General features: G+C 64.0%; 25 protein-coding genes. 14 read left to right on the top strand and 11 right to left on the bottom strand.

Going from position 1 to position 25936, the window contains the following annotated elements:
* The first annotated feature begins 3 nt into the window (after window positions 1-3).
* The 4 genes from BLS75_RS30385 to BLS75_RS30370 are packed head-to-tail and all read left to right on the top strand — an operon-like array spanning window position 4 to window position 2607.
* Window positions 4-312 carry a PepSY domain-containing protein gene (locus BLS75_RS30385; protein WP_011062301.1) on the top strand — a complete coding sequence of 103 codons (309 nt, stop codon included), beginning with the start codon at window positions 4-6 and terminating at the stop codon, window positions 310-312.
* Window positions 312-629 carry a PepSY domain-containing protein gene (locus BLS75_RS30380; RefSeq protein ID WP_011062300.1) on the top strand — a complete coding sequence of 106 codons (318 nt, stop codon included), beginning with the start codon at window positions 312-314 and terminating at the stop codon, window positions 627-629. The genes BLS75_RS30385 and BLS75_RS30380 overlap by 1 nt, the downstream gene beginning before the upstream one ends.
* On the top strand, window positions 629-1297 hold the full coding sequence (locus tag BLS75_RS30375) for a response regulator transcription factor (RefSeq protein ID WP_041119167.1): 669 nt from the start codon (window positions 629-631) through the stop codon (window positions 1295-1297). Before BLS75_RS30380 ends, BLS75_RS30375 begins: the two co-directional genes overlap by 1 nt.
* Complete coding sequence (locus BLS75_RS30370) at window positions 1294-2607, top strand: sensor histidine kinase (protein ID WP_072452642.1); 1314 nt, start codon at window positions 1294-1296, stop codon at window positions 2605-2607. Before BLS75_RS30375 ends, BLS75_RS30370 begins: the two co-directional genes overlap by 4 nt.
* A gap of 245 nt (window positions 2608-2852) precedes the next feature.
* Here the strand turns inward: BLS75_RS30370 and BLS75_RS30365 are convergent, their stop codons facing one another.
* Window positions 2853-5000 (bottom strand): methyl-accepting chemotaxis protein, encoded by a 2148-nt coding sequence (locus BLS75_RS30365; protein WP_015636363.1) that lies wholly within the window; start codon window positions 4998-5000, stop codon window positions 2853-2855.
* A gap of 347 nt (window positions 5001-5347) precedes the next feature.
* On the opposite strand from BLS75_RS30365, the gene BLS75_RS30360 reads away from it, so the two are divergent.
* Window positions 5348-6664, top strand: coding sequence for a Na+/H+ antiporter family protein (locus BLS75_RS30360; protein WP_176876785.1), 1317 nt, complete (start codon window positions 5348-5350; stop codon window positions 6662-6664).
* A gap of 191 nt (window positions 6665-6855) precedes the next feature.
* A complete protein-coding gene (locus tag BLS75_RS30355) occupies window positions 6856-8535 on the top strand; it encodes a methyl-accepting chemotaxis protein (RefSeq protein WP_072452646.1) in 1680 nt (559 codons plus the stop codon).
* Between the two features lie 144 nt (window positions 8536-8679).
* Here the strand turns inward: BLS75_RS30355 and yegQ are convergent, their stop codons facing one another.
* Complete coding sequence (gene yegQ / locus BLS75_RS30350) at window positions 8680-10005, bottom strand: prephenate-dependent tRNA uridine(34) hydroxylase TrhP (RefSeq protein ID WP_072452648.1); 1326 nt, start codon at window positions 10003-10005, stop codon at window positions 8680-8682.
* 159 nt (window positions 10006-10164) lie between these two features.
* Between yegQ and BLS75_RS30345 the strand changes: the two genes are divergently transcribed.
* Window positions 10165-11226, top strand: a complete 1062-nt coding sequence (locus BLS75_RS30345) for an AI-2E family transporter (RefSeq protein WP_011062293.1) — start codon at window positions 10165-10167, stop codon at window positions 11224-11226.
* Here the strand turns inward: BLS75_RS30345 and BLS75_RS30340 are convergent.
* From BLS75_RS30340 to BLS75_RS30330, 3 genes are all read right to left on the bottom strand, one after another.
* Entirely contained in the window at window positions 11223-11405 is a 183-nt protein-coding gene (locus BLS75_RS30340; protein ID WP_072452650.1) for a hypothetical protein, read from the bottom strand. The genes BLS75_RS30345 and BLS75_RS30340 overlap by 4 nt on opposite strands.
* Before the next feature lie 107 nt (window positions 11406-11512).
* Window positions 11513-11707 (bottom strand): hypothetical protein, encoded by a 195-nt coding sequence (locus tag BLS75_RS30335; protein ID WP_011062291.1) that lies wholly within the window; start codon window positions 11705-11707, stop codon window positions 11513-11515.
* Window positions 11708-11955: 248 nt separating this feature from the next.
* Complete coding sequence (locus BLS75_RS30330) at window positions 11956-12324, bottom strand: hypothetical protein (RefSeq protein ID WP_072452652.1); 369 nt, start codon at window positions 12322-12324, stop codon at window positions 11956-11958.
* Window positions 12325-12573: 249 nt separating this feature from the next.
* Here BLS75_RS30330 and BLS75_RS30325 point away from each other — a divergent pair, with 249 nt between their 5' ends.
* Window positions 12574-13392 (top strand): shikimate 5-dehydrogenase, encoded by an 819-nt coding sequence (locus BLS75_RS30325; RefSeq protein ID WP_011062289.1) that lies wholly within the window; start codon window positions 12574-12576, stop codon window positions 13390-13392.
* Between the two features lie 110 nt (window positions 13393-13502).
* On the opposite strand, the gene BLS75_RS30320 is transcribed toward BLS75_RS30325, so the two are convergent.
* Both BLS75_RS30320 and BLS75_RS30315 read right to left on the bottom strand, forming a co-directional pair.
* Entirely contained in the window at window positions 13503-14153 is a 651-nt protein-coding gene (locus BLS75_RS30320; protein ID WP_011062288.1) for a YceH family protein, read from the bottom strand.
* A gap of 220 nt (window positions 14154-14373) precedes the next feature.
* A complete protein-coding gene (locus tag BLS75_RS30315) occupies window positions 14374-16893 on the bottom strand; it encodes a flavin-containing monooxygenase (RefSeq protein ID WP_072452654.1) in 2520 nt (839 codons plus the stop codon).
* Between the two features lie 177 nt (window positions 16894-17070).
* Between BLS75_RS30315 and BLS75_RS30310 the strand changes: the two genes are divergently transcribed.
* The gene (locus tag BLS75_RS30310; protein ID WP_072452656.1) at window positions 17071-18093 is read left to right on the top strand and encodes an AraC family transcriptional regulator; all 1023 of its coding nucleotides are present in this window, start codon (window positions 17071-17073) and stop codon (window positions 18091-18093) included.
* Between the two features lie 72 nt (window positions 18094-18165).
* Window positions 18166-18675 (top strand): DUF1993 domain-containing protein, encoded by a 510-nt coding sequence (locus tag BLS75_RS30305; RefSeq protein WP_011062285.1) that lies wholly within the window; start codon window positions 18166-18168, stop codon window positions 18673-18675.
* Window positions 18676-18830: 155 nt separating this feature from the next.
* On the opposite strand, the gene sstT is transcribed toward BLS75_RS30305, so the two are convergent.
* The gene (sstT, locus tag BLS75_RS30300) at window positions 18831-20063 is read right to left on the bottom strand and encodes a serine/threonine transporter SstT (RefSeq protein ID WP_015636354.1); all 1233 of its coding nucleotides are present in this window, start codon (window positions 20061-20063) and stop codon (window positions 18831-18833) included.
* A gap of 341 nt (window positions 20064-20404) precedes the next feature.
* On the opposite strand from sstT, the gene BLS75_RS30295 reads away from it, so the two are divergent.
* The gene (locus tag BLS75_RS30295; RefSeq protein WP_072452657.1) at window positions 20405-21562 is read left to right on the top strand and encodes an MFS transporter; all 1158 of its coding nucleotides are present in this window, start codon (window positions 20405-20407) and stop codon (window positions 21560-21562) included.
* Here BLS75_RS30295 and nhaR read toward each other — a convergent pair whose 3' ends face one another.
* Complete coding sequence (gene nhaR, locus BLS75_RS30290) at window positions 21563-22468, bottom strand: transcriptional activator NhaR (RefSeq protein WP_019092849.1); 906 nt, start codon at window positions 22466-22468, stop codon at window positions 21563-21565.
* A gap of 134 nt (window positions 22469-22602) precedes the next feature.
* Between nhaR and BLS75_RS30285 the strand changes: the two genes are divergently transcribed.
* Together BLS75_RS30285 and BLS75_RS30280 are read left to right on the top strand one after the other, a co-directional pair.
* The gene (locus tag BLS75_RS30285; RefSeq protein WP_011062281.1) at window positions 22603-22854 is read left to right on the top strand and encodes a hypothetical protein; all 252 of its coding nucleotides are present in this window, start codon (window positions 22603-22605) and stop codon (window positions 22852-22854) included.
* Window positions 22855-22884: 30 nt separating this feature from the next.
* Window positions 22885-23640, top strand: coding sequence for a TerC family protein (locus BLS75_RS30280; RefSeq protein ID WP_011062280.1), 756 nt, complete (start codon window positions 22885-22887; stop codon window positions 23638-23640).
* A gap of 79 nt (window positions 23641-23719) precedes the next feature.
* Here the strand turns inward: BLS75_RS30280 and BLS75_RS32460 are convergent, their stop codons facing one another.
* Window positions 23720-23890: a hypothetical protein gene (locus BLS75_RS32460; RefSeq protein WP_176876783.1), complete on the bottom strand. Its 171-nt coding sequence runs from the start codon at window positions 23888-23890 to the stop codon at window positions 23720-23722.
* A 222-nt stretch (window positions 23891-24112) separates the two neighbouring features.
* On the opposite strand from BLS75_RS32460, the gene BLS75_RS30275 reads away from it, so the two are divergent.
* On the top strand, window positions 24113-24787 hold the full coding sequence (locus BLS75_RS30275) for a peptidase C39 family protein (protein ID WP_011062278.1): 675 nt from the start codon (window positions 24113-24115) through the stop codon (window positions 24785-24787).
* 53 nt (window positions 24788-24840) lie between these two features.
* Here BLS75_RS30275 and pbpG read toward each other — a convergent pair whose 3' ends face one another.
* The gene (pbpG, locus tag BLS75_RS30270) at window positions 24841-25779 is read right to left on the bottom strand and encodes a D-alanyl-D-alanine endopeptidase (protein ID WP_011062277.1); all 939 of its coding nucleotides are present in this window, start codon (window positions 25777-25779) and stop codon (window positions 24841-24843) included.
* Window positions 25780-25936 lie beyond the last annotated feature (157 nt).

Raw genomic sequence — 25936 nt, 5'->3', positions numbered from 1 at the left:
GCCATGAAGACCCTTGCCGCGCTGTTCGGCGCCAGCCTTGTCGCCCTGACCGCCAGCCTGGCCCACGCCCGCGACCTGGGGCCGGACGAAGCCCTGAGACTGCGCGACGCTGGTACCATTGTGTCCTTTGAAAAACTCAATGCCACGGCCCTGTCCCGGCATCCTGGAGCGAGCATCAGTGAAACCGAGCTCGAAGAAGAGTACGGCAAGTACATCTACCAGGTTGAACTGCGCGACCCGCAGGGGCTGGAATGGGACCTGGAACTGGACGCCGTGAGCGGCCAGGTACTCAAGGATCATCAGGACACCTAATGAACCGCACTCTGCGCACCGCCGGCAGCCGTGCAGCCCTGGCGCTGCTGCTGTTCTGCTCCCTGGCCATGGCCCGCGACCTGGACCAGGACGAGGCCCTGCGCCTGCGCCAGCAAGGGGTGATCCTGCCCCTGGAGCAACTGCTCAAGCAGGCCATGGACCGTTACCCCGGGGCCAAGCTGCTGGAGGCCGAGCTGGAAGAAAAGCACGATGTGTACATCTATGAAGTCGAGCTGTTGACCGTGGACGGGGTGGTTCGCGAGCTGGACCTGGAAGCCGCCACCGGGCGTTTGTTGAAAGATGAGGAAGACGACTGATGCGCCTGCTTGTGGTGGAAGACCACGTATCCCTGGCCGATGAACTGCTTGAAGGCCTGAACCGCCAGGGCTACGCCGTGGACTGGCTGGCCGACGGCCGCGACGCGCTGTACCAGGGCGCCAGCGAACCCTATGACCTGATCATCCTCGACCTCGGCCTGCCCGGGGTGCCGGGCCTGGAGGTGCTGCGAAAGTGGCGCGCCGATGGCCTGGCAACGCCGGTGCTGGTCCTCACCGCCCGCGGCTCCTGGGCCGAGCGCATCGAGGGGCTCAAGGCCGGCGCCGACGATTACCTGAGCAAACCGTTCCATCCCGAAGAGCTGCACCTGCGGGTCCAGGCCCTGCTGCGCCGCTCCCATGGCCAGGCCAACCAGCAGACCCTGCAGGCCGCCGGGCTACACCTGGACGAGGGCCGGCAATGTGTGGTCCGCGACGGCCAGGATGTCTTGCTGACCGCCGCGGAGTTCCGCCTGTTGCGCTATTTCATGCTGCACCCGCAGCAGATCCTGTCCAAAAGCCACCTGGCCGAACACCTCTACGACGGTGAAACCGAGCGCGATTCCAACGTCCTTGAAGTTCACGTCAACCACCTGCGGCGCAAGCTGGGCCGCAGTGTGATCGAAACCCGCCGCGGCCAGGGTTATCTGTTCGGCGGAACCACTTCGTGAGATCGATCCAGCGCCGCCTGAGCCTGGGCCTGATCACGGTGATGGTGGTGGTCGGGCTGGTGCTGGCGCAGACCAGCCTCTGGCTGTTCGAGGTGGGCCTGCAACGCTACCTGGAATCCGGCCTGCGCAACGACAGCGAGAGCCTGCTGCTGGCCCTGGTGCGCGGCCCTCAGGGGCTGCAGCTGGATGAACGACGTCTGTCGCCGGCCTACCAGCGGCCGTTTTCCGGGCACTATTTCCGTATCGATTTTGCCGATGTGCACTGGCGCTCGCGCTCACTGTGGGACCAGGAACTGCCGCAACTGGAGCGCGCCGGCCTGCAGGGCAACCTGCAACTGGGGCCGGAGGGCCAGCAACTGCTGGTGCTGCGCAGCGACTACAAGCGCCTCGGGCAGTCGATCTCCATCAGCGTGGCCCAGGACTACACCCCGGTGCGTGAAAGCTTCCAGCGCATGCGCCAGATCGGCCTCGGGCTGGGGCTGGCCGGGCTGCTGCTGATCCTGCTGCTGCAACGCCTGACCGTGCGCCGCGCCCTGCGCCCGCTGGAAACCGCCCGCGAGCAGATCGCCCAGTTGCAACAGGGCCAGCGTTCGCAACTGGATGCCCAGGTGCCGGTGGAGCTGGAGCCCCTGGTGGCGCAGATCAACCACTTGCTGGCCCATACCGAAGACAGCCTCAACCGTTCCCGCAATGCCCTGGGCAACCTGGGCCATGCCTTGAAGACCCCGTTGGCGGTGCTCCTGAGCCTGGCGTCGAGCCCCAGGCTCGACGGCCACCCCGAGGTGCGCAGGATGCTCCAGGAACAGTTGGAGCAGGTGCAGCAGCGCCTCAATCGCGAACTCAACCGTGCGCGGCTGGCGGGGGATGCGCTGCCCGGGGTGCTGTTCGAGTGCGATGCCGAGCTGCCGGGGCTCCTGGCGACCTTGAACATGATCCATGGCCAGCACCTGGAACTGAGCTACCAGGCGCCACCGGGGCTGCGCCTGCCCTGGGACCGGGAAGACCTGCTGGAGCTCTTGGGCAACCTGCTGGACAACGCCTGCAAATGGGCGGATGCCCAGGTGCGCCTGAGCGTGGAAGAGCGGCCGCAGGGCTTCTGCCTGGCGGTGGACGACGACGGCCCGGGCATTCCCGAAGCGCGGCGCGATGAGGTATTCGGCCGGGGCACGCGCCTGGATGAACAGACCCACGGCCACGGGCTGGGCCTGGGCATCGTGCGCGACATCGTCGACGCCTGCGGTGGAACCCTGAACCTGGGGGAAAGCGAGTGGGGCGGCTTGCGGGTAGAGATCGAGTTGCCCAGACGCTGAACTTGCCGGGCGCCAGGTTCGGCGCCCGTGGCGGCTGTCGATCAAGCGTCGAACCCTGGCGCTCTCTGGAGCGTTGCGTCCCTGCGACGCAGTGCCGGAAAGACCGTCCGCAGCCTGCGGTAGCGGCTACACCAGACGGCTCGGCCCCGACCTGTAGCCGCTGCCGAGCCACGGCAAGGCTGCGACAAGGCCCGAAGGGCCTTTGGCGTCCTCAAGGGCGGCTATCGCAGCCTGCGGCAGCCGGGTCAGACGCGGAACTGGTCCATCAGGCTCTGTTGCTGGTTGGCCAGGCTGTTGAGCGACTGGCTGACCCGCGCCGATTCATTGGCCTGCTCCGACAGCGATTCGGTGACATCGCGAATGGTCGCCACGTTGCTGTTGATCTCTTCGGCCACCGCGCTCTGCTGTTCGGCGGCGCTGGCGATCTGCAGGTTCATGTCGCTGATCACGGTTACCGCATCGCCGATCTGGCGCAGGGCGGTGACCGCCTGGCCCACTTGTTCGACGCTGCCCTGGGCCTGGCGATGGCTGTTGTTCATCGAACCCACCACCTCCCGCGTGCCGTTCTGCAGTTGCTCGATCACCTGGCGGGTTTCTTCCACCGACTCCTGGGTGCGCTGGGCCAGGTTGCGCACCTCATCGGCCACCACCGCGAAGCCGCGGCCGGCTTCCCCGGCGCGAGCGGCTTCGATGGCCGCGTTCAAGGCCAGCAGGTTGGTCTGCTCGGCAATCGAGCGGATCACTTCCAGTACCGTGCCGATCTGCTCGCTGTTGGCGGCCAGGCCTTCGACCTGGGTCATGGCGGCGCTCATGTCGGCGGCCAGCAAGTCGATGCTGCGGGTGGTGTGGTCGATCACGTTCAGGCCCTGGCGGGTGGCCTGGTCGGCATCCCGCGCGGCCTGGGCGGCCTGGGCCGCGCTGCGGGCCACGTCTTGGGCGGTGGCGCTCATTTCATGGGAAGCGGTGGCCACCTGGTCCACCTGGCGATACTGCTGCTCCATGCCGGCGCTGGTCTGGGTGGCGATGGCCGAAGACTGGTCGGCGGTGCCGCGAGCATCCTGCACCGAGCGTTTTACCTCGGCGATGATCGGCTGCAGCTTGTCCAGGAAGCGGTTGAACCAGCCGGCCAACTGACCCAGTTCGTCCTGCTTGTCGTAGGCCAGGCGTCGGGTCAGGTCGCCTTCGCCGCTGGCGATGTCTTCGAGCATGTGGGCCACGCCGAGGATCGGCCGGGTCACGCTGCGGGCCATCAGCCACACCAGCAACAGGCCCACCACCGCGGCCAGCAGGCCCAGGCCGAGCTCGATCAGGGTGCCGCTGTTGTTGCGCGCATCCAGCTCGCTTTTCAGGGCTTCGGCCGGGCCTACCAGGACTTTTTCCGGAACATCCAGCAGTACGCCCCAGGCCTTGCCACCGGGGATCGGGGTGAAGGGCGCCAGCACCTTGAGTTCACGGTTGCTGTGCAGGCTCTGGGTCTGGGTGCTGTTGGCCAGCAGGCGGATCAGCTCGGCGCCGTTGGTGGTGTCGACGCTGTCCAGGCGCTGGCTGAGCTTGCTGGCGTCCGGGCTGTAGCCGGCCAGCAGGCCCACCGGGCTCAGGATGCTGACGTTGGTCTGGCCGGCATAGAGGCGCTTGCTGGCGCTCTGGCTGATGGCCTGGAGGCTGTTGAGGTTGATGTCCACCGACAGCGAAGCGATGACTTTGCCGTCCACCATCAGCGGGAAGACGATGCTGGTCATCAGCACCTTCTGGCCGTCGATGTCATAGAAGTAGGGTTCGATCACGCAGGGCTTGAGGGTGCTGCGCGGGCAGGTGAACCAGGCGTTGGCCGGCTGGCCGCTGGGGCCGGTGCGGGTGTCGCTCATGTCGCTTTCGGGCAGTGACATGGAGGTCAGCTTGCCCGGGGTGGGTTGGGACCAGTACAGGGCGAAGCGGCCCTTTTCGTTGCTGCCCAGTTCGCTCTGGCCGCCGAACAACTCGTCCTTGCCGTCCAGGGCGTTGGCTTCGAACACCAGGGACAGGCCCAGCAAGTCGGGGTTGGCCTGCAGCGCCGACTTGACCTGGCGGGTCAGGTCCTCGCGCAGGTCGAAGGCGTCGAGGAAGCGTTTCTCGGCCTGTTCCCGCAGGAACAGCACCTGGCGCGAGAAGCCGTGGCCGTATTGATAGGCGTCCATGAATTGCTGGCGGATCCCCAGTGCCTGGACTTCACCCTGAGCCTCGATCCGCGCCTGGGCGGCTTCGTTGAGCATCTCCATGCTCGAGGCCTTCACCAGCTCGGAGCTGTGCTCCATGCGATACAGCGAAAGCCCCACCAACAGCGACACGATGCCCAACAGGCAGAGTCCGGCCAGCAAGGTGATTTTCCATTGGATGGAAAGTTGTCTGAGCGACATGGAGACGTCCTTTATTCGATAAATATCTGAGACTTTGCACTGTAGCGGCCGACCAATGGCGTTCTTTAAACGCTTGTTCGAAATAAACCGCGAGGCGCTGGGGCTGCTGTGCAGCCCGGTGCGGGCAAGCTCCCTCGCCACGGGTACGGGGTTGGTCTTGGGGGCTTTACGAGCAAGCCCGCTCCTGCGGGCGGCGGGGTGCGGGATTTTGACAAGCCGGGTCGGCTGCTGCAAAGTGCGCCCCCCTAATAAGAACCTCTTTCATTTCGATGTCGGCAGCCCGCTGCCTTCCGGTCGGTCACAGGCTTTTGCGCCATTTTTAGCGGCGCAGTAATGAGGTAACGATGATTAACGCAGTAATTGCCGCGGTTGGCGTAATGCTGGTGCTCAGCCTGTCCCGCGTGCATGTAGTGATCGCCCTGATCATTGGCGCCCTGGTGGGCGGCCTGGCCGGCGGCCTGGGCATCGAGGCCACGCTCAAGGCCTTCAATAGCGGCCTGGGGGGCGGTGCCACCGTGGCCATGTCCTACGCCTTGCTCGGTGCTTTCGCCGTGGCGATTGCCAAATCCGGGCTGGCCCACGCGTTGGCGGACAAGATCCTGCTGCTGGTGGACCGGCAGGACGCCACCGGCGGCGGCCAGGTCAAGTGGCTGCTGATCGGCCTGCTGTGGGTGGTGGCGATTGCCTCGCAGAACATCCTGCCGATCCACATTGCCTTCATTCCGCTGCTGGTGCCGCCGCTGCTGTATGTGCTGACCAAGCTGCAGCTGGATCGCCGGCTGATCGCCTGTGTGATCACCTTCGGCCTGATCACCCCCTACATGTTCCTGCCGGTGGGTTTCGGCAACATCTTCCTCAACGAAATCCTCCTGGCCAACGTGGCCCGCAGCGGCGTCGATATCAGCCAGGTCAACGTCACCCACGCCATGGGCATTCCCGCCCTGGGCATGCTTTGCGGCTTGCTGCTGGCGTTCTTCAGCTACCGCAAGAAGCGCGTCTATGACCTGGACCGCATCGAGAAGGTCGAGCAGGTGGCGGTGCAGTACAACCCGCGGACCCTGCTGGTGGCCGCGGCGGCCATAGTCGCGGCGTTCGTGATCCAGCTGCTGCTGGACTCGATGATTATCGGTGCCTTGTGCGGTTTTCTGATTTTCTCGGTGTCGGGCATCGTGCGCTGGCGCGAGACCGACGAGCTGTTCACCGAAGGCATGAAGATGATGGCCATGATCGGCTTCATCATGATCGCCGCCTCGGGGTTCGCCGAAGTGATGAAGGCCACCGGCGAGGTCAATTCCCTGGTCCAGGCTTCGGCGGCCTGGATCGGCCACAGCAAGGGCGTGGGCGCCTTGCTGATGCTGCTGGTGGGCCTGCTGGTGACCATGGGTATCGGCTCGTCGTTCTCCACGGTGCCGATCCTCGCGGCGATCTTCGTGCCTTTGTGTGTGCAACTGGGCTTCAGCCCGCTGGCCATCGTCTGCATCGTCGGCACCGCCGGTGCCCTGGGCGATGCCGGTTCGCCGGCCTCGGACTCGACCCTGGGACCGACCTCGGGCCTGAATATCGACGGCCAGCACCACCACATCTGGGACACCGTGGTTCCGACCTTCCTGCACTACAACCTGCCGCTGCTGGCCTTTGGCTGGGTGGCGGCCATGGTCCTCTGATCATCTCGCTCTCGTAGACGTCGGGGGTTGTCGTAGGAGCTGGCTTGCCAGCGAAGGCATCGGCAAGCTCGGTGCAAGGCTCGAGGGCCCCTTCGCCGGCAAGCCGGCTCCTAGGGGGTCAGGCTCAACTTTTTTTTTGGCGTGCCGTTAACGGCATATCACGCCAATAAAAAACCAAGAGTGAGCCCCCTATGCGCTTGAGCCTGAAGGCCAAAGTCCTGTCCCTGGCAGTACTCCCGGTACTGCTGTTCGCCCTGGTGATCAGCCTGAGCACCGTGCTCATGCTGCGCCAGCAGGCACAGAAGGAAGTCGAGGAAACCCGCAACCGGCTGCTGACTGAAGCCAAGGCCACCCTGCAGAGTTATGTGGAAGTCGCGCTGACTACCGTCAAGCCGCTCTACGATGAGGCGGCGCAGGGCGATCAGGCCGCCCGGGCCGAAGTGGTCAAGCTGCTGTCCAATATCAGCTATGGCAAGGACGGCTACTTCTTCGGCTACGACTCCGAGACTGTGCGCCTGTTCAAGGGCAACAGCCCGGACGGCGTGGGCAAGAGCTTCAAGGACAACCGCGACCCCAATGGTGTGTACGTCAACCGCGAGCTGGTGCGGGTCGGCAAGGACGGCAGCCACTATGTGCAATACAGCTCGACCCAGCCGGGCAGCGACGTGCTGGTGCCCAAGCTGGGCTACACCGAGTACCTGCCCAAGTGGGACATGGTGCTGGGCACCTCGGTCAACCTCGATGGCATCGACGCCCAGGTCGCCGCAGTGCAGAGCAGCGTCAATCAGCGCATGGAAGGCATGGTCCTGAGCATCCTCGGGATCGCCGCGGTGGTGCTGGTGGTGATCGCCGCCCTGGGCATGCTGGTGGCCAACACCATGCTGCGCCCGCTGAACCTGATGAAAGCCAACCTCGACGATATCGCCGCCGGCGAGGGCGACCTGACTCGGCGCCTGGCCATTACCAGCCAGGACGAACTGGGGCAGTTGGCCGGCTCGTTCAACCGCTTTGTCGACAAGATCCACGGCCTGGTGCGCCAGATCACCGAGATGACCGGCCAGCTCACCGAGCTGGTGACCCAGGTCTCGGATCAGGCCCAGCGTTCGGAACAGGCCATGGAGCGCCAGCGCCACGAGACCGATCAGGTGGCCACGGCGATCAACGAAATGTCTTCCGCAGCCCATGAGGTGGCTCGCAGTGCCCAGGGCGCAGCCGTTGCCGCCCAGCAGACCGATGAAGAGGGCCAGGCGGCCAAGCGTGTGGTGGATGGCAGCATCCAGCAGATCCATGCGCTGGTCAGCGATATCCGCAACAGCGGCACTTCCCTGGACAGCCTGCAGCAGGACGTGACGTCGATTGTCAGCGTGCTGGACGTGATCCGCTCGATCGCCGAGCAGACCAACCTGCTGGCCCTGAACGCCGCCATCGAAGCGGCTCGGGCCGGGGAGGCCGGGCGCGGTTTTGCGGTGGTGGCCGACGAAGTACGGGCCCTGGCCAGCCGCACCCAGCAGAGCACTCAGGAAATCCAGGGCATGATCGACCGCCTGCAGCAGGGCACCCGGGTGGCGGTGGACGCCATGCGCCGTTCCAGCGATGCGGGCGACGGCACCTCGGTGAAGGCCAACGAAGCCGGGGCGTCGCTGGACACCATGGCCCAGTTGATCGGCACCATCAATTCGATGAACGCGCAGATTGCCAGTGCGGCGGAAGAACAGACTGCGGTGGCCGAAGAGATCAATCGCAGCGTGCACCAGATTGCCGTGGCGGTGGACAGTGTGGCTGATGAAACCCAGCGCGGCGCCCAGACTTCCCGCAGCCTGGCGGACCTGGGTCAGCGCCTGGGGCGGCTGGTGGGGCAATTCCGTATCTGAGGGGCGCTGGGGCTGGTGTAGCCGCTGCCGAGCCTGCGAGGCTGCGAAAAGGCCCGAAGGGCCTTGCGTGGCGGTCTTTAGGCAGCCTACCAGAAGGTCCCACAGCCCCCGTCAGCAGCTACATCAGGGTGTCACCTGCACGGCTCAGGCGCTGATATCGCGCATCAGCAGGCCAAAGCGCAGGTCCACCTGATCAGGGATCGGCAGGTACACCGTATGGCCGTCACCTGGCGCCACTTCGATGGCTTCGCCCTTGGCGTTCTGCAACTGGTGCAGGTCGAAGTGGAAGTTGCCCCGAGGGGTCATCAGTTCCATGTGATCGCCCAGGGCGAAACGGTTTTTCACCTTCACTTCGGCCAGGCGGTCGCGGCGTTCGCCGGTCAATTCACCGACGAACTGCTGGCGCTCCGACACCGAGCTGCCGTTCTGGTAGTTCTGATACTCGTCATGCACATGCCGGCGCAGGAAACCCTCGGTGTAGCCGCGCTGGGCCAGGGACTCCAGATCGCTCATCAACTGGCGGTCGAACTCGCGGCCAGCGGCGGCATCGTCGATGGCCCGGCGATAGACCTGGGTGGTGCGTGCGCAATAGAAGTGCGACTTGGTGCGCCCCTCGATCTTCAGCGAGTGCACGCCCATGCGGGTCAGGCGCTCCACGTGCTGCACCGCCCGCAGGTCCTTGGCGTTCATGATGTAGGTGCCGTGCTCGTCCTCGAAGGCCGGCATCAGCTCGCTCGGGCGATTGGCTTCCTGCAGCAGGAACACCTGGTCGGTGGGGGCGCCCAGGCCCAGGGTCGGCTCCGGCTGGTAGCTTTGCACGATGTCGCCCACGGCGTTCTCGGTGGCCGCCTGGGCGCTGTATTTCCAGCGGCAGGCATTGGTGCAGGTGCCCTGGTTGGCATCGCGCTTGTTCATGTAGCCCGACAGCAGGCAACGCCCGGAGTAGGCCATGCACAGCGCCCCGTGGACGAAGACTTCCAGCTCCATGCCCGGCACCTGCTGGCGGATTTCCTCGATCTCCTCCAGGGACAGTTCCCGGGACAGGATGATCCGGGTCAGGCCCTGCTGTTGCCAGAACTCGACGCTGGCCCAGTTCACCGTGTTGGCCTGCACCGAGAGGTGGATCGGCATCTGCGGGAAGTGCCGGCGTACCAGCATGATCAGCCCCGGGTCGGACATGATCAGCGCATCCGGGGCCATCTCGATCACCGGCGCCAGGTCCTTGAGGAAGGTCTTGAGCTTGGCATTGTGTGGGGCGATGTTGACCACCACGTAGAAGCGCTTGCCCTGGGCCTGGGCCTCGCGGATGCCGAGGGCCAGGTTGGCATGGTCGAATTCGTTGTTGCGTACCCGCAGGCTGTAGCGCGGCTGGCCGGCGTACACCGCGTCGGCGCCATAGGCGAAGGCGTAGCGCATGTTCTTCAGGGTGCCGGCGGGGGCCAGGAGTTCGGGTTTGGCGAGGAGCGTCATGGGGCTGTCGGTCGCAAAAGGTCGCGAGGGTAAGCCAGTGCGCTAGGGTATTCATTGATCTGGATCTATGCCGACAGCAGAAAAAACGGCACTCGGCGCCGCGGCCGGGGACTAAGCCTCAGGACGCTGATTTTCCGCGTGACAGACCTGGACCTGTAGATGAACCAAACCAACCTGCAAAACAAAAGCCTGCTGCTGTTGCTGGCACTGGTGACCCTGGCCTTTATCTGGATTCTGCTGCCGTTCTACGGTGCGCTGTTCTGGGCAGTGATCCTGGGCATTGTCTTCGCCCCCTTGCAGCGCCGGCTGCAGGCCCGCTTCGGCTGGCAGCGCAACTTGACGTCCCTGTGCACCCTGTTGATCTGCCTGGTGATCGCGATTCTGCCGGTGATCATCACCAGCGTGCTGCTGGTGCAGGAGGGGGCCGAGCTGTACAAGAAAATCGAAAGCGGCCAGCTGGATATCGCCGCCTACCTGGCTCAGTTCAAGCACAGCCTGCCGCCGTACTTCCAGCACCTGCTGGACCGCTTCGGCCTGGGCGAACTCAAGGGGCTGCAGGAGAAGGTGGTCAAGAGCGCGATGCAGGGCAGCCAGTACCTGGCGACCCAGGCTTTCAGCTTCGGCCAGGGCACCTTCGAGTTCGTGGTGAGCTTCTTCATCATGCTCTACCTGCTGTTCTTCTTTCTGCGCGACGGCCCGGAGCTGGTGCGCAAGATCCGCACCGCCGTGCCCCTGGCGGAATACCAGAAGCGCCGCCTGCAATTGAAGTTCAACCGAGTGGTGCGGGCCACGGTCAAGGGCAATGTGCTGGTGGCGGTGACCCAGGGCGCCCTGGGGGGCTTGATCTTCTGGTTTCTCGACATTCCCAGCGCCTTGCTCTGGGCGGTGCTGATGGCGTTCCTGTCACTGTTGCCGGCCGTGGGGGCGGGGATTGTCTGGGGGCCGGTGGCGGCCTACTTCCTGATCAGCGGAGCGATCTGGCAAGGGGTGGTGCTGGGGCTGTTCGGGGTGTTCGTGATCGGCCTGGTGGATAACCTGCTGCGGCCGATCCTGGTGGGCAAGGACACCAAGATGCCGGACTACCTGATCCTGATCTCGACCCTGGGAGGGCTGGCGATCTTCGGCCTCAACGGCTTTGTCATCGGGCCCCTGATTGCCGCGCTGTTCATGTCCAGCTGGGCCCTTTTCGTCGAGACCCGGCCCCGGGTGCAGTTGCCCTAGGGCTGGACGATGCACAGCGCCAGTTGCCGGGACAGGGTCTGGGCGGCGGGCAGGGAGGTCAGCGGGCCGCTGACCATCTCGCCGTCGCGCACCAGGTACCAGCAAGCCAGCAAGCCCAGTTCCCTGAGCGATGCGGGGACCGCGCTGCCAATGACGGACATGATCTGAATCTTGGGCATGACAACCTCCTCGATCTGAGGGGGTTACCTTACAAAGCCCCAAGTGCTACGAAAAATCACCCAATCTGATAGTGGACATTGATGCCGGTGCTACCGCAGCCGGCAGTTCAGTCCACCACCTGGTCGAGCATGTGCAGCACTTCCTGCTCGTTGAGCAGGCCCTTGCGCACCAGGTTCTGGGCCAGCAGCGAGAGGAACTTGGCGCTGCGGTGGCCTTCCAGGTGCTTGAGTTCGGTCAGGGCGTCGTACACCCGGCTGGAGGTGCAGAGGCCGGCGACGCGGTGCGGGTTTTGCGTGGGCATGGATTCGTCCTTGTTGTTATGGGCCTGTGGCGAGCGGACTGTGTCGATCTTGTCGTCCTTGAATGACACAAACATGACAGTCGCATGTCGCTCACCGCAGCCGTGGGATCAGTACACTATTGCCGGATTTAAACGCAAATACTGTTCCAGTCACGACATGCTTGAGAATTATTCAGACATTCGGATAGTGGCAAAATGCAACAAGCCCCGCTTTGGGGGCGGGGCCTGTTGTTTGATTCTGCCAGTGCTTACCAGCGGCCGGGACCCGGGCCGTAATAGTAATGCGGGTGGCCGTAGTAACCGCGAGGTGGCCCGTAGTACACCGGTGCCGGGCGGTAGTAGACCGGTTGCTGCACATAGACCGGTGCCGGCTGGTAGTAGACCAGTGGTGGCGGTGCGGCATAGACCGGCTGCGGTTGGACATACACCGGCGCTTGCTGCACATAGACCGGGCGATCCTGGTTGGCGATCACCGAACCCACTACGGCAGCGCCGACAACAGCACCCAAGGCGGCGGGCCCGACCCAGCCACCACCACCGTGGGCTGAAGCCTGGCCTGCGACAGCGAGTGCACCAATGAGCAAGGCTATCTTGGGGATTTTGGAGATCATGGTCATTCCTCGGTTCAACCCCAGCGTTTATGGTCTGCACCAGACTCAAGAACTGACGCGGGGATACTTCTAAGACAGCGGTTCCTGCGAAATCTGCACAGCCGCTGAGTAAATATTGTGTAAGGTCTGTACCGGTCTCTTTACCGTCATCCCTGGGCGGTGGCGAAGGCCGGTGAACACGCGCCGATATGATCAGGCCAAGCGGCGCGCCAGACCAATCCCGTCCATCTGAAAGTGCCGAGCGAGGAAACCGATATGCAAATGAACCCCAACAAAGACACTCAGTTGTGCATGTCCTTGTCCGGGCGCCCGGGGAATTTCGGCCTGCGTTTTCACAACCACCTGTATGAGCAGTTGGGTCTCAATTTCTACTACAAGGCCTTCAGCAGCCAGGACCTGCCCGGCGCCGTAGCCGGGATCCGGGCGCTGGGCATCCGCGGTTGCGGGGTGTCCATGCCGTTCAAGGAAGACTGCATCGCCCTGGTGGATGAGCTGGATGCCTCGGCCCGGGCCATTGCCTCGATCAATACCATCGTCAACACCAACGGCCATCTCAAGGCCTACAACACCGACTACATCGCTGTGGCGCAATTGTTGGCGGGCCACGGGGTGCCTCGAGAGTCGAGCTTTGCCCTGCGCGGCAGCGGCGGCATGGCCAAGGCCGTGGCCAGTGCCTTGCGTGATGGTGGTTATGCCAACGGGGTGATCGTGGCCCGCAACGAAGTGGCCGGGCGCGCCCTGGCCAGCTCCCTGGGTTATGAGTGGCAGGCCGAGTTGGGCAGCCTGCGGCCGCAGATGCTGATCAACGTCACCCCGATCGGCATGAGCGGCGGGCCAGAGGCGCAGCAGCTGGCGTTCGACGCCGAGGCGATAAAGGCGGCGCAGACGGTGTTCGATGTAGTGGCGGTGCCGCCGGAGACGCCGTTGATCCTGCGGGCCCGGGCCGAGGGCAAGCAGGTCATCACCGGGCTGGAAGTGATTGCCATCCAGGCGCTGGAGCAGTTTGTGCTTTATACCGGGGTGCGCCCAAGCGAAGAGCAGTTCCAGAAGGCCGTGGCCTTCGCCCGCCCCTGAGCCCGAAGCCCTGTCAACGCTGCCGCAGGCCGCGACAAGGCCCGCAGGGCCAGCAGGGCCCTGAAGCCCCCTTCGAGGTCGATCGCAGCCTGCGGCAGCGGCTCCGGGGTTCAGCCTTCGAGTTGGGCCAGGCGCTCTTCCAGGGCAGCGATCCGCGCTTCCAGTTCTTCGATGCGTTCCACTGAAACCGCGCCGCCGGCGCTGCGCTCAACCGGGTTGCTGCGGGCGGCGAGGATTGCCTCGATGTCCGCCGGGTCACCCAGGGCGTGGGTATAACGGTCTTCGCGCTGGCCGGCCTGCCGCGGAATGTGCAGGGCCAGGCCCCGGGCAATCAGGCGTTCGAGCTGGTGCAGGACCTGCTCGCTGTCTTCGAAATCATGCATGCGCCCGCTACGGGTCAGCAGTTCGTTGACCGTCTGCGGGCCACGCAGGAACATCAGGCCGCACAGGATCAGTTGCGCCGGCACCAGTTCCAGGGCCTTGTCCAGGCGCTGTTCCCAGCGGTCGGCGCGGCTGCCCATCACCAGGCGTGTGAAGCCCCGGGCTTCGAGGGCACGCAGGCTTTGCCCGACCTGGCCCTGGGTCAGGTTCATCACCGGTTCGCGGCTGGTTTTCTGATTGCAGGCAATCACCAGGGCGTTGAGGGTCAGGGGATAGGTTTCCGGGCTGGTGGCCTGCTTTTCGATCAACGAACCCAGGATGCGGATATCGGTACTGCTCAAGCGCAGTGCTTCACCGGGTGTGTCGTGCTCGCTGCTCATAAGTGCTGGTCCCTTGGTCACTGATGGATGGATCGTGAAAAAAACGCCACCGGGCGCTGGAACAGCGTCCGGGTTTTCTGCGTGGCCGGGTCGGCCACTTTCGAGGGGCTCTGTTTTACCTCCAGAACCCGGATCTTGCCATTAGAACTTGGCGCGGCCCGCGCCAGCGCCGGTTGACCGGGGCGCCCCCGCCACCATGCTTTGGGCGAGGGCAGCCGGTTCAGCTGGGTTGCGGATCTGTTGCAGGCTGTGTCGTACGGGGTGAGTCGGCTGCCTGCGGGGTTTGGCCCGCGGTCTCCAGGCATTGGCGGGCAAACCGGGCGAGGCCCAGCAGGGCGTTTCTCGCCGAGCGCAGGTAGAACGCCTGCAACTGGAACACGTGCCAGCGGCCCTGGTGGATTTCCAACTGGCAAGCCACGCCGGACTGCCTGGCACGCTCGGCCAGGCGCGTGGAGTCGGACAGCAGCAGTTCCTGGTCGCCCACCTGGATCAACATCGGCGGCAAGCCGCGCAGGTCTGCTTCCAGGGGGCGGTGGCTCAGTGCTTGAACGGGCGCTGCGTAGGCCTTGAGGGCTTGCTCCAGCCAGTCGCGGCGGATCATCGGGTCGGCCTCCTGGCGCGATTGCATGCTGGCGCCGCCCAGGTCCGGATCGGTGACCGGCGACAGCAGCATCAGCCCGGCGGCAATCCCCTCACCACGCTCCTTCAGGGCCAGGGCCAGGGCCAGCACCAGGGCGCCACCGGCGGAGTCGCCGGCAATCAGCAGCTTGTCCGCCGGGCAGAGCTGGGCGCGGATCGCGTCATAGCAGGCCAGGCAATCCTCCAGCGCGGCGGGGTAGGGGTGTTCCGGGGCCAGCCGGTAGTCCGGCACCCACACCGCGCAGCCGCTGTCCCTGGCCAGGCGGCTGGTGACGCTGTAGTGAGAGCGCGGGCTGCCCAGGCAGAAGGCGCCACCGTGCAGGTAGAGAATCACCCCCTTGGGCGCCCTGGTTCCGGGTTCGACAATCTGCAACGAGAGCCCGTCCAACTGCATGCTCCGGCGGTTCACGCCCAGGCAGCCGGGCATCAGCCATGACAACCGGTCGACTATCTTGCGCTGGCTGGCCAGGGCCCGGGGCGGGCCGATCAAGGCCCTGAAACTGACCCGCAGGAAAACCCGCAGGAAGGCTGCGTTGGCCCGCTCCAACCAGTTCCGGGGGGCGGCTATGCGTTGCCCGTCGCAGGCTGGGGATTGGGTGTCCAGCGGGCTGGACAGGCGATAGGCCGCCAGCCCGGCATAGCGCGCCAGCCAGCGGTAGGACCAGGTGAAGCCTGGCCAGTTGGTGCTGTTGTGCCCCCGTTCGTCGACATACCAGCTCTTGCAGCCGCTCCACACCGAAGTGGCCAGGCGGCGCTGGATGCCCAGTTGAAAGCGCTGGTGGCGCTGTTCGTCCACTTCCACATGGCTGGCGCCGCTGTCCAGCAGGGCCTGGCGGGCCTGCATGACGTGGGAAATCTGGCTTTCCAGCATATGGATGATGGAGTTGTGGCCCAGGTTGGTGTTGGGCCCGTAGAGCATGAAGAAGTTGGGAAAACCCGGCACGCTGATGCCCAGGTAGGCCGCCGCGCCACCTTGCCAGGCCTGGTTCAGGTCGAGCCCGTCGCGTCCGGTGATGCGCATGGGCGAGAGGAACTCGGTGGCGGCGAAACCGGTGCCATAGATGATCGCGTCCACGGCGTGTTCCTCGCCGTCCAGGGTTTCGATGCCGTGCTCTGTGATCTGCCGGATGCCTCGGGTCAGCAGGTGCACATGGGGCTGGTCGAAGGTCTTGAGGTAGTCGTTGGACAGCAGGATGCGCTTGCAGCCAATGGGGTAGTCCGGGGTCATCTGGCGGCGCAGTTCGGGGCTGGCGACCGAGGTGTGCAGCAGCTTCTTGAACGGGCCACCGACCACCCACTTGGTCAGGCCCTGCAGGCGCGTGAAGCCCAAAGCCCGGGATTCGAAGTGCAGGTAGTGGGCCGCACGCACCAGCTTCATCTTCCAGGGTTGGCGCAGGAAGCGCTGCTTTTCCTCGGCACTGTAGGGGCGGTCGGCCTTGGGCATGATGTAGGCCGGTGAGCGTTGGAAGACCTTCAGTTCGGCCACCTGCCTGGCAACCTCCGGGACGAACTGGATGGCCGAGGCGCCGGTGCCGATCACCGCCACCCGCTTGCCCGCCAGGGGATAGTCATGATCCCAGTGGGCGGAGTGGAAGACCCGGCCGCGGAAGCTGGCCATGCCCGGCAGGTCGGGCAGGGCCGGGCGGCTCAACTGGCCGGTGGCGCTGATCAGCAGGCGGGCGGCATGGCGCTGTCCATCGGCGCAGGTGACATGCCAGCAGGCATTGGCGGTATCGAATTCGGCATGGCGCACCTCGGCGCCGAAGCGGATATGGGGTTTGAGCTCATAGACGCCGGCACAATGTTGCAGGTAACCATGGATTTCTGCCTGGGGCGCGAACACTCGGGACCAGTGCGGGTTGGGTTCGAAGGAAAACGAATACAGGTGCGAGGGCACGTCGCAGGCAGCGCCGGGATAGCTGTTGTCGCGCCAGACGCCGCCCACGTCCTGGCCTTTTTCAAGAATGACGAAACGGTGCACGCCCGCCTTGCGCAGGGCGATGGCCATGCCCAGGCCGCCAAAGCCGCTGCCGATGATGATGGCCTCCAGCGGTGTGGCCGAGTCGGGGGCGGGGTGTGTAGCAGGTGCGAATTCGCGCATGACGACCTCGTTGTTATTGTTGTGCGGCGCAGGGTTGATGCTCCCGGGGCCACTTCCTTGTTTCTGCGGTGCAGCCCCGATCAGTGAAGCATGCGGGGAATAAACCGTGGACCCCATGCTGTAACGGGACAAGTGCTTTAGTATTTGGGCCAACACCTTTCTTCACGAGCCGCGCCCATGAGCACTCAGTCGTTCACCCGGGGACCTTCCAGCGCCTTGCTGCTGCTCGGTTTCGGCTGCGAAAAGGGCTTGGCGCCAGCGCGGTTGCTGGCCGGTTGCGGGCTGTCCCGGGAGCAGTTGCAAAACCCCAACAGCCTGCTGTCGGCGGCCCAGGAGTTGCGCCTGGCCAGTAACCTGCTGGCGCTGCTCGGCCAGCCCCGGGGCCTGGGGTATGCAGTGGGGGCGCGTTATCACTTCTCCACCTATGGCCTGTTCGGCTACGGCCTGATCAGCAGCGCCACCCCGGCGGATGCCCTGGCCCTGGCCTTGCGGTTCCTGCCGCTGACCTACGCCTTTGCCGAGATCGGCTACCGGTTGGAGCCGGGGCTCGGGGTGCTGACCTTTGCCGAGCCTCGGGTGGCGGACCCCTTGTTGGCGCAGTTCCTGTTACAGCGGGACATGGCCGCCGCCGCGACGCTGATGCAGGAAATAGTCGGTGCGGATTTTCGCCTGCTGCGTTTCGGTCGCAGTGTCAGCCTTGAGCTAGAAGGCGACGAGCCGGCGCAGATTCTCGGGGTGCCCGCCGACTATCGGGCCGACGCCAATACCCTGGCCTTCGACCGGCGTTTCTTGCACCGGCCCTTGCCCCAGGCCAACCCGCTCACGGTGGCCATGTGCGAGCAGATGTGCGCGCAGTTGCTGGAGCGGCGACAGGCCCATCAGGGGGTTGCCGCGCTGGTCCGCCAGCACCTGGATGCCCTGCCGGCGGCAAGCGTACCGGACTTGCCGGCCATGGCCCGGCTGCTGTGCACCAGCGTGCGGACCCTGAAGCGACGCTTGCAGGAGGAGGGCACCTGCTATCGGCAGGTACTGGCCGGGCATCGAGGCGCCCGGGCCCTGGAGTTGCTGGGCAATCCGCGGCTGAGCCTGTCCCAGGTTGCCGAAAGGCTTGGCTTCAGTGACCTGTCGAGTTTTTCCCAGAGCTTCAAGCGTTGGTTCGGCGTGGCCCCCAGCGTGTATCGCCAGGAGCGCTGCGGATAAAGGCCCCGTGCTGGCGTGCTGTGGCTATAATCGCTGCTCGCTGTATTCCCGCCATTCCCTGTCGAGACTGTCATGACTATTTCCCTGTACGCCGCTTCCGTTCCTGTCTTCAAGCAAATGCTCAATGCCTTGAGCGACGTGCTGCACAAGGCCGAAGCCCACGCCACGGCGAAGAACATCGAGCCCAACGCCCTGCTGCAGGCGCGCCTGTACCCGGACATGTTCCCGCTGGTGCGCCAGGTGCAGATCGCCGTGGACTTCGCCAAGGGCGTATCGGCGCGCCTGGCCGAAGTCGAGCTGCCCAAGTACGACGACACTGAAACCACCTTCGCCGACCTGCAGGCGCTGATCGCCAAGGTCCTGGCCTTTATCGACGGCATCCAGCCGGCGCAGATCGATGGCAAGGAAGGCATCGAGATCGTGACCCGTCCGGGCACCCCGAAAGAGAAGCGCTTCAGTGGCCAGTCCTACCTGCTGACCTACGGCCTGCCGCAGTTCTTCTTCCACGTCACCACCACCTACGCAATCCTGCGTCACAACGGTGTGGAAGTGGGCAAGCGCGACTACATGGGCGCGTTCTAAGGCGTTTGGCTACGAGGTTCTCGTAGCGCACAAAAAAGCCCGGCCAGGTTGACCCTGGCCGGGCTTTTTTGTGGCTGCTGCCGCAGGCTGCGAACGGTCCGCAGGGAGCGGGTTCGGCAGTGGCTACAGGGCCATGCCGATCCGGGATGTGCGCATCAGGCCGAGGCTTGCGCCTTGTCTTCCTGGGCCATGCACGCGGCGGCGGTGAAGAGTACGTCGGTGGAGGAATTCAGCGCGGTTTCCGCCGAATCCTGCAGCACGCCGATGATGAAGCCTACGGCCACCACCTGCATGGCGATTTCGCTGGGAATGCCGAACAGGCTGCAGGCCAGGGGAATCAGCAGCAGCGAGCCGCCGGCCACGCCGGAAGCACCGCAGGCGCAGATGGCCGCGACCACGCTGAGCAGCACGGCGGTGGGCAGGTCGACGGCGATACCGAGGGTGTGCACGGCGGCCAGGGTCAGCACGGTAATGGTGATTGCCGCGCCGGCCATGTTGATGGTGGCGCCCAGCGGGATCGACACCGAGTAGGTGTCTTCATGCAGGCCCAGGCGCTTGCTCAGTTCCAGGTTGACTGGAATGTTGGCCGCCGAGCTGCGGGTGAAGAAGGCGGTGATGCCACTTTCGCGCAGGCAGGTCAGCACCAGCGGGAAGGGATTGCGGCGGATCTTCCAGAACACGATCAGCGGGTTCATCACCAGGGCCACGAACAGCATGCAGCCGATCAGGACCGCCAGCAGGTGCAGGTAGCCGAGCAGGGCGTTGAAGCCCGAGGTGGCCAGGGTCGAGGCCACCAGGCCGAAGATCCCCAGGGGCGCGAAGCGGATCACCACGCGCACGATGACGGTCACCCCGTTGGACAGGTCATCGAGCACGGTGCGGGTGGTCTCGCCGGCATGGCGGATGGCCACGCCCATGCCAATGGCCCAAGCCAGGATGCCGATGAAGTTGGCGTTCATCAGGGCGCTGACCGGGTTGTCCACCACGCTCAGCAGCAGGCTTTGCAGCACCTCGGTGATCCCGCCGGGCGCGCTGATGGCCACGTCGTGGGTGGACAGCACCAGGGCGGAAGGAAACAGGCTGCTGGCGATCACCGCCACCACGGCAGCGGCGAAGGTGCCCAGCAGGTAGAGCACCAGGATCGGCCGGATATGGGTTTCCTGGCCGTGCTTGTGGTTGGCGATGGAGGCCATCACCAGCACGAACACCAGGATCGGCGCCACGGCCTTGAGCGCCGAGACGAATACCTTGCCGATAAAGGTGGTGGATTTCGCCACCTCTGGTGCCAGCAGTGCCAGGGCGATACCGGCGATCAGGCCGATAACGATCTGCGTGACCAGGCTCAGGCGTTTGAGGGAATGCAGAAAGGAAGGGGGTGAAGCGCTCATAGCGGTATCTCTGTTTTTTTTAATGTGCGGAGCCTGCCGGTCGCCAGCGCCGGTGGTTGAACCGCCAGGCACAGACGCAGTCTGAAAAGGCGACGGGCGATCGAGACGTTTGAAGGGTAGACGAACTCGACAGGGCCTGTTTTCAGCAGGGGGCGGACTTTATCACAGCAGGCCGGGGTTACCGCGTCGATGTGACGATCTGCCACTTGCCCCTTGCAGAGCCGTGCACGCGGTGGTTGCCCGGAGCCGGGCGCACTCTGTTAAGATTCGCCATCCCCTTTTTCTATCCAGTCAGCGGGCCCTTCGGGCTGTCGCTGCTGTCGCTGTTTCTGGAGTTCTGCATGCTGTTGCCCATCCTGCTGTTGTCGGCCGCCGGTTTTACCGTGCTGACCACGGAGTTCATCATCGTCGGTCTGTTGCCGTCGATTGCCCGCGACCTGCAGGTCAGCGTGTCCCAGGCCGGGCTGCTGGTGACCCTGTTCGCCTTTACCGTGGCTGCCTTCGGGCCATTTCTGACCGCCTACTTCGCGCGTTTTCCCCGCAAGAAGCTGTTTATCAGCGTGCTGGTGATGTTCGGCCTGGCCAATACCCTGGCGGCGCTGGCGCCGAACATCTGGGTGATGTCCCTGGCGCGGCTGGTACCGGCCCTGGGGTTGCCGGTGTTCTGGGCCCTGGCCAGCGAGACGGCGGTGGACATCGTCGGCCCGGACTACGCCGGGCGGGCGATTGCCAAGATCGGCTTCGGCATTGTTTGCGCCACGGTGTTCGGGATTCCCGTGGGCACCCTGATTGCCGATGCGTTCGGCTGGCGCAGCGCCTTCGGTATCCTGGCGGTGGTGGCGTTCGCCAAGGCCCTGTTGCTGTTTATCTACCTGCCGCAAACCTGCCAGCACAACGAGCAGGTGAGCCTGCGGGCGCAGTTTCGCATCCTGCGCAGCCCGCTGATGCAAGGGCATGTGCTGCTGTCGATCCTGGTATTTAGCGGCATGTTCACTGCCTACACCTACCTGGCGGACATACTCGAGCGCCTGGCCGGGTTCGACGGTGCATTGGTGGGCTGGTGCCTGATGGGCTTTGGCGCGGTGGGCCTGATCGGCAATTCCCTGGGCGGCCGGGCGGTGGACCGTCACCCGTTGATCGCCTCCATGGTGTTCTGCGCACTGATGATTGGCGGCATGGTAGCCCTGGTGCCGAGCATTCATTCGACCCTGGGGTTGGCAGCGGCCATGGCCATCTGGGGCGTGACCCAGGCGGCGATGTTCCTGGTGAGCCATGTGCGCTTGATCAAGGCGGCTCCCCAGGCGCCGGCCTTCGCCGCTTCGTTGAACATTGCCGGGGCCAACCTGGGCATTGGCCTGGGGGCAATGGTCGGCGGCCGGGTGATCGATACCCTGGGCCTGGGCAGCCTGGGGTTCGCGGCCTCGGGTTTCATTCTGCTGTCGATCGCCCTGGCGCTGCTGCTGATGAAGCTCAAAGCGCCGAGTGCCTGCGCTTCCTGATCAGAGATTGAGGGGCGTGAACAATTCCCGTCGCGCCCCTTCGGTAATGGCCACGATGCCGGGGTGCTTGACCTTGCGTTCCACGGAAATGGCGTAGAACGACTCGGCCACGGCATCGGTCTGGCCAATCAGTTGCACTCCGTACTGTTGCATGACCTCGTCGGCAATCACGCTGGGGGCGATGAAGATTCCACTGCCGGATTGGCCAAAGGCCTGCATCAGGGCGCTGTCGTCGAATTCACCGATGATCCGTGGCTGCAACTGTTGCTCGGCGAACCAGCGCAGCAGGCGGCTGCGGACCACGGTTTCCTGCCCGGGAATCAGCAGTGGCGCGCCGTGCAGGCCCCGTGGGAAGTCGGCGCCGTGCCGTCGCGCCAGCTCCTCGGTGGCGAAGAAACTGATACCGCATTCCCCGAGCTTCTGGCTGTAGCCCTTGATGTCCAGGTGCGAGGGCATCGGGCTGTCGGAAATCACCAGGTCCAGGCGCTGGATGGCCAGGTCCGCCAGCAGGCGTTCGAGCTTGTCTTCGCGACAGGTCAGGCGGATCGGCTCGCTGAGCTCCATGGTGGGGGCGATCAGGCGATAGACGATGGACTTGGGCACCACATCCGCCACGCCGACCCGGAACTGGATCTGCTGTTCGTCGGGGCGGGCGCGGAGCATGGCTTCCAGCTCGCCCCCGAGCTGGAACATCTGCTCGGCGTAGGGCAGGGCCTGGCGTCCGGCTTCGGTCAGCTCCAACTGGCGGCCAACCCGGCGAAACAATTCGATGCCGTAAGTCTGTTCCAGCAGGCTGATCTGGCCGCTGATGGTTTGCGGGGTCAGGTTCAACTGGTCGCAGGCGCGGACGATGCTGCCGGTCTTGGCCACAACCCAGAAATAATGCAGCTGGCGGTAGTTGAGCATGGGCACATTCAGTTCGTAAAAAGCGAAGTATAACTGCTAAAAAAACGAATTTTCCTGAAGTATCACTCTCCTTAGAATGCGTCGCTATCGCCGGGGCCCTACTTGGTCCCGTCCGTTCTATCGAGGAATACGGTATGTCTTTCAAAACCTTGGGCGCAGCGTCGCTGCTGGCCCTGTCTATGCTGACCCTGGCGGGTTGTGACCAGGCGGAAAAAAGCGCGCAGCAGATGCTGGGCAAGGCGGCGGAGTCGGCCAAGCAGGCCATCGACGATACCCACAAAGCGGCAGAACAGGCGCTCAGCGATGCGACACAGAGCGTGACCGGCAAGGAAAAGCCAGAGGACGACAGCGAGAAGAAACCAGCGCCTGCTTCCCAGGAAATCTGATCTTTCATACAACCGAGTCAGGATTGACCCATGGATTACCTTTTACAGCTCGCTGCAAGCCCCACCGCCTGGGTCGCCCTGGCCACTCTGGTGGTGATGGAGATCGTGCTTGGCATCGATAACCTGATCTTTATCTCCATCCTCACCAACAAGTTGCCGCAAAAGCACCGGGCCAAGGCACGGCGCATCGGTATCGGCATGGCCTTGATCCTGCGCCTGGCACTGCTCAGTACCATTGCGTTTATCGTCCAGCTCACTGAGCCGGTGATTGAAGTGATGGGGCAGAGTTTCTCCTGGAAGGACATGATCCTGATTGCCGGTGGCCTGTTCCTGGTGTGGAAAGCCACCACGGAAATCCACCACAGCATGGACCCTGAACCTGAGCAGGCCAAGAACGAGACTCCGGGCGTGGCTATCGGCTTTGCGGCAGCGATCGGTCAGATCCTGTTGCTGGACATGGTGTTCTCCATCGACAGCATCATTACTGCAGTCGGCATGACCGAGCATTTGCCGATCATGATCATTGCCGTGGTGGTGTCGGTGCTGGTGATGCTGCTGGCGGCCGAACCGCTGGCCAAGTTCATCAATGACAACCCGACCGTGGTGATGCTGGCCCTGGGCTTCTTGATCATGATCGGCATGACCCTGATCGCCGAAGGTTTCGGCGCCCATGTGCCCAAGGGCTATGTGTATGCGGCGATGGCCTTCTCGGCGGCCATTGAGAGTCTCAACATGCTGGCCCGCCGGGCCCGGCAGAAGCGTCAGGCGGCCCATAGCGACGCTTGATCCGCAGCCATGACTGGCGGCCGCCTGTACTCCTTGGAGTCAGGCGGCCGCTTTGTTTCAGGGGTAGGGGAAACCTTGATCAGTGGGCAGCGGCAGGACGTCGGGCGCTCTTTCCAGCCTTGATGGCGGTGGCTGCTTGCCGGGGCTGATGATGGTGGCGGCGGGTGATGCGCAGCACGCCCCAGAGCATAGCGGCGGCTACCGCCAGCCAGCCGAGGATCAGCATCAGGATGGTCGTTGTCAGGCTCATAAGTGCCTCCTTTATGCCCCGTGCGGGGCACACACTCTTAACAATCGACAGTCTAGTAGCCTGTGTGTTTCAAGCTATTGACCAATAGTCGAGAGTCTTCGAACACTTCGCTCTATGGTTTTCAATTAACTGGCGCCTAGCGCTATACCCTTGCCTGCGGGCGCCCTATTATCAGGGCCCCAGCCGGAGGCGGGTCGCCCGGTGTCTGAATAGAGAGCAAAGATGGTGCGGGTATTTCCTCGGTTTCGAGTGGCGCTGCTGGCCAGCGCCTGTGTCTTGGCCCTGGCCGGTTGTGCCGGTAGCGTGCAGCCTGACATCCAGCGCCTGCCGGAACGTGTCGAGCTCAACAGTGTGCCGTCTTTCCGTGGCCAGATGTACCAGAGCGGCCCAGGTGCACTGGCCAGCATGCTGTCGCAGCAGGGCGTGGTGATCACGCCCGGTCTGCTGGACAAGCCATTGCATCTGCCGGGTGCCGAGGCGCAGTTGCAGCAGAACATGCAGAACCTGGCGCGTGAATACGGCATGGTCGTCTATCCCCTGGATAACCAATTGTCGGCGTTGCTGACGCAGGTGGCGGCGGGTTACCCGGTGCTGGTGCGCTTTACCGAGGGTTCGACATTCTGGGCTGAGCCGCGCTATGCCGTGCTGGCCGGCTACAACCGCGACAAGCAGACAGTGCTGTTGCGTGGGGCGAAAAGCCGTCGGCAACTGATGAGCTTCAGCGAGTTCGAGTCATCCTGGAAGAGTGCCGGCAGCTTTGCGGTATTGATCCAGGCCCCCAACCAGTTGCCGGCCAAGGTGGATCGCCAGCGTTGGTTGAAAGCCGTCAATGAATTGGCCCAGGCCGGCCAGGAGCAGGCGGCAGCCCGGGCGAGCAAGGCACTGGACAGTCATTGAGTGTGCTACAGACAACAACGGCGCCTGAGGGCGCCGTTGTTTTTTGCCGGGTATCAGTGTGAGGCCTGGGGAGCGGCGACCTGACGGTTCTTCAGGTTCTTGTCCGCTTTGTAGCGCAGGGCGACGTCCGGTACCGAGCCGCTCTTACCGGTTTCGACCCAATTGCGGATGCGGCTGGCATCGGCGAAGTGGGTGTATTTGCCGAAGGCATCGAGAATCACCAGCGCTACCGGGCGATTACCCATGCTGGTGACCAGCACCAGGCAGTGGCCGGCCTGGTTGGTAAAGCCGGTCTTGGTGATCTTGATGTCCCATTTTTCCTTGTTCACCAGATGGTCGGTATTACGGAAGCCCAGGGTGTAGTTGGGCTTGCGAAAGGCTACGGTCTTTTCCTTGGTGGTACTCAGTTCGCTGAGCAGCGGGTACTTGCGCGAAGCCACCAGCAACTTGCTCAGGTCACGGGCAGTGGAAACGTTGTGGATCGACAGGCCTGTAGGTTCCACGTAGCGGGTGTGGGTCATGCCCAGGGACTTGGCCTTGGCGTTCATTGCTGCGATGAACGCCGCGTAGCCGCCCGGATAGTGATGGGCCAGGCTGGCGGCAGCACGGTTTTCCGAAGACATCAGGGCGATCAGCAGGGTGTCCCGGCGGCTCAGCTCACTGTTGAGCTTGACCCGGGAGAACACCCCTTTCATTTCCGGTGTATCGCTGATGTTCATGGAGATGTATTCGTCCAGGGGCAGCTTGGCGTCCAGGACCACCATGGCGGTCATCAGCTTGGTCACCGAGGCGATGGGGACTATCACGTCCGGGTTGCTGGAATAGATGACTTTGTTGGTCTGCAGATCCAGCAGCAGGGCGCTGCCGGACGCGATATGCAATTGTGAAGTGTCTCTTGGCGCCGCGGTGGTTTCGCTGGCGTCGACGCTGTGCGCGATCAGTGTGCCGGACACAGCAAACAACAAGCTGAGAATGGAGAGACGAATTTTCACGCGGGCGGACTCGATAAAGAATGGATATGCCGTTGGGTAACGGGCTTTCTGGGAAAAACGTTACATTTTATGAGTATGGCTGAAGAACTGTCGATTGTTCTTCCACGGTCAGCCGAAAGCCCTTAAAAATAAAGAAAAAACACGTTTTTTTCCTGAA

The organism is Pseudomonas sp. NFPP12 (assembly GCF_900103205.1).
Classification (GTDB): domain Bacteria; phylum Pseudomonadota; class Gammaproteobacteria; order Pseudomonadales; family Pseudomonadaceae; genus Aquipseudomonas; species Aquipseudomonas protegens.
Note: the sequence above shows the minus strand (reverse complement) of the source record. Positions and strands in the feature narration are given on the sequence as shown.

Bases quoted from the DNA above. Each gene is read 5' to 3' on its own strand.
- BLS75_RS30385 (WP_011062301.1), top strand. From the start codon at position 4: ATGAAGACCCTTGCCGCGCTGTTCGGCGCCAGCCTTGTCGCCCTGACC.
- BLS75_RS30380 (WP_011062300.1), top strand. From the start codon at position 312: ATGAACCGCACTCTGCGCACCGCCGGCAGCCGTGCAGCCCTGGCGCTG.
- BLS75_RS30375 (WP_041119167.1), top strand. From the start codon at position 629: ATGCGCCTGCTTGTGGTGGAAGACCACGTATCCCTGGCCGATGAACTG.
- BLS75_RS30365 (WP_015636363.1), bottom strand. From the start codon at position 5,000: ATGTCGCTCAGACAACTTTCCATCCAATGGAAAATCACCTTGCTGGCC.
- BLS75_RS30355 (WP_072452646.1), top strand. From the start codon at position 6,856: ATGCGCTTGAGCCTGAAGGCCAAAGTCCTGTCCCTGGCAGTACTCCCG.
- yegQ (WP_072452648.1), bottom strand. From the start codon at position 10,005: ATGACGCTCCTCGCCAAACCCGAACTCCTGGCCCCCGCCGGCACCCTG.
- BLS75_RS30345 (WP_011062293.1), top strand. From the start codon at position 10,165: ATGAACCAAACCAACCTGCAAAACAAAAGCCTGCTGCTGTTGCTGGCA.
- BLS75_RS30340 (WP_072452650.1), bottom strand. From the start codon at position 11,405: ATGCCCAAGATTCAGATCATGTCCGTCATTGGCAGCGCGGTCCCCGCA.
- BLS75_RS30335 (WP_011062291.1), bottom strand. From the start codon at position 11,707: ATGCCCACGCAAAACCCGCACCGCGTCGCCGGCCTCTGCACCTCCAGC.
- BLS75_RS30330 (WP_072452652.1), bottom strand. From the start codon at position 12,324: ATGACCATGATCTCCAAAATCCCCAAGATAGCCTTGCTCATTGGTGCA.
- BLS75_RS30325 (WP_011062289.1), top strand. From the start codon at position 12,574: ATGCAAATGAACCCCAACAAAGACACTCAGTTGTGCATGTCCTTGTCC.
- BLS75_RS30320 (WP_011062288.1), bottom strand. From the start codon at position 14,153: ATGAGCAGCGAGCACGACACACCCGGTGAAGCACTGCGCTTGAGCAGT.
- BLS75_RS30315 (WP_072452654.1), bottom strand. From the start codon at position 16,893: ATGCGCGAATTCGCACCTGCTACACACCCCGCCCCCGACTCGGCCACA.
- BLS75_RS30310 (WP_072452656.1), top strand. From the start codon at position 17,071: ATGAGCACTCAGTCGTTCACCCGGGGACCTTCCAGCGCCTTGCTGCTG.
- BLS75_RS30305 (WP_011062285.1), top strand. From the start codon at position 18,166: ATGACTATTTCCCTGTACGCCGCTTCCGTTCCTGTCTTCAAGCAAATG.
- sstT (WP_015636354.1), bottom strand. From the start codon at position 20,063: ATGAGCGCTTCACCCCCTTCCTTTCTGCATTCCCTCAAACGCCTGAGC.
- BLS75_RS30295 (WP_072452657.1), top strand. From the start codon at position 20,405: ATGCTGTTGCCCATCCTGCTGTTGTCGGCCGCCGGTTTTACCGTGCTG.
- nhaR (WP_019092849.1), bottom strand. From the start codon at position 22,468: ATGCTCAACTACCGCCAGCTGCATTATTTCTGGGTTGTGGCCAAGACC.
- BLS75_RS30285 (WP_011062281.1), top strand. From the start codon at position 22,603: ATGTCTTTCAAAACCTTGGGCGCAGCGTCGCTGCTGGCCCTGTCTATG.
- BLS75_RS30280 (WP_011062280.1), top strand. From the start codon at position 22,885: ATGGATTACCTTTTACAGCTCGCTGCAAGCCCCACCGCCTGGGTCGCC.
- BLS75_RS32460 (WP_176876783.1), bottom strand. From the start codon at position 23,890: ATGAGCCTGACAACGACCATCCTGATGCTGATCCTCGGCTGGCTGGCG.
- BLS75_RS30275 (WP_011062278.1), top strand. From the start codon at position 24,113: ATGGTGCGGGTATTTCCTCGGTTTCGAGTGGCGCTGCTGGCCAGCGCC.